Below are 262 nucleotides of genomic sequence, written 5' to 3'. Positions count from 1 at the left end.
TCGGTCCCATGTTTACCAAGCTTATTTTCAAGGCTATCATGATCGATACTTCACACTGCGCGATGGCGCGGGTCTCTTAAATATGAATGTTATGACCGTTGCTGTAATGGGAAAGGCGGCCTTTGGCATGGCAGGATAAACCGGAATGGCCAAAGAACATTTACTGCATCGATACGAGTGCACTGATTGCCACATGGTACGAGCGCTATAAAGTCGTCCGTGAAGAGCGGCTAAGCGATTGAGCTAGAATCGCATTTGTCGT

Source organism: Bradyrhizobium lablabi, from assembly GCF_001440475.1.
Classification (GTDB): domain Bacteria; phylum Pseudomonadota; class Alphaproteobacteria; order Rhizobiales; family Xanthobacteraceae; genus Bradyrhizobium; species Bradyrhizobium lablabi.
The sequence above is the reverse complement of the archived record's forward strand: the minus strand, read 5'-3'. Positions refer to the sequence as shown.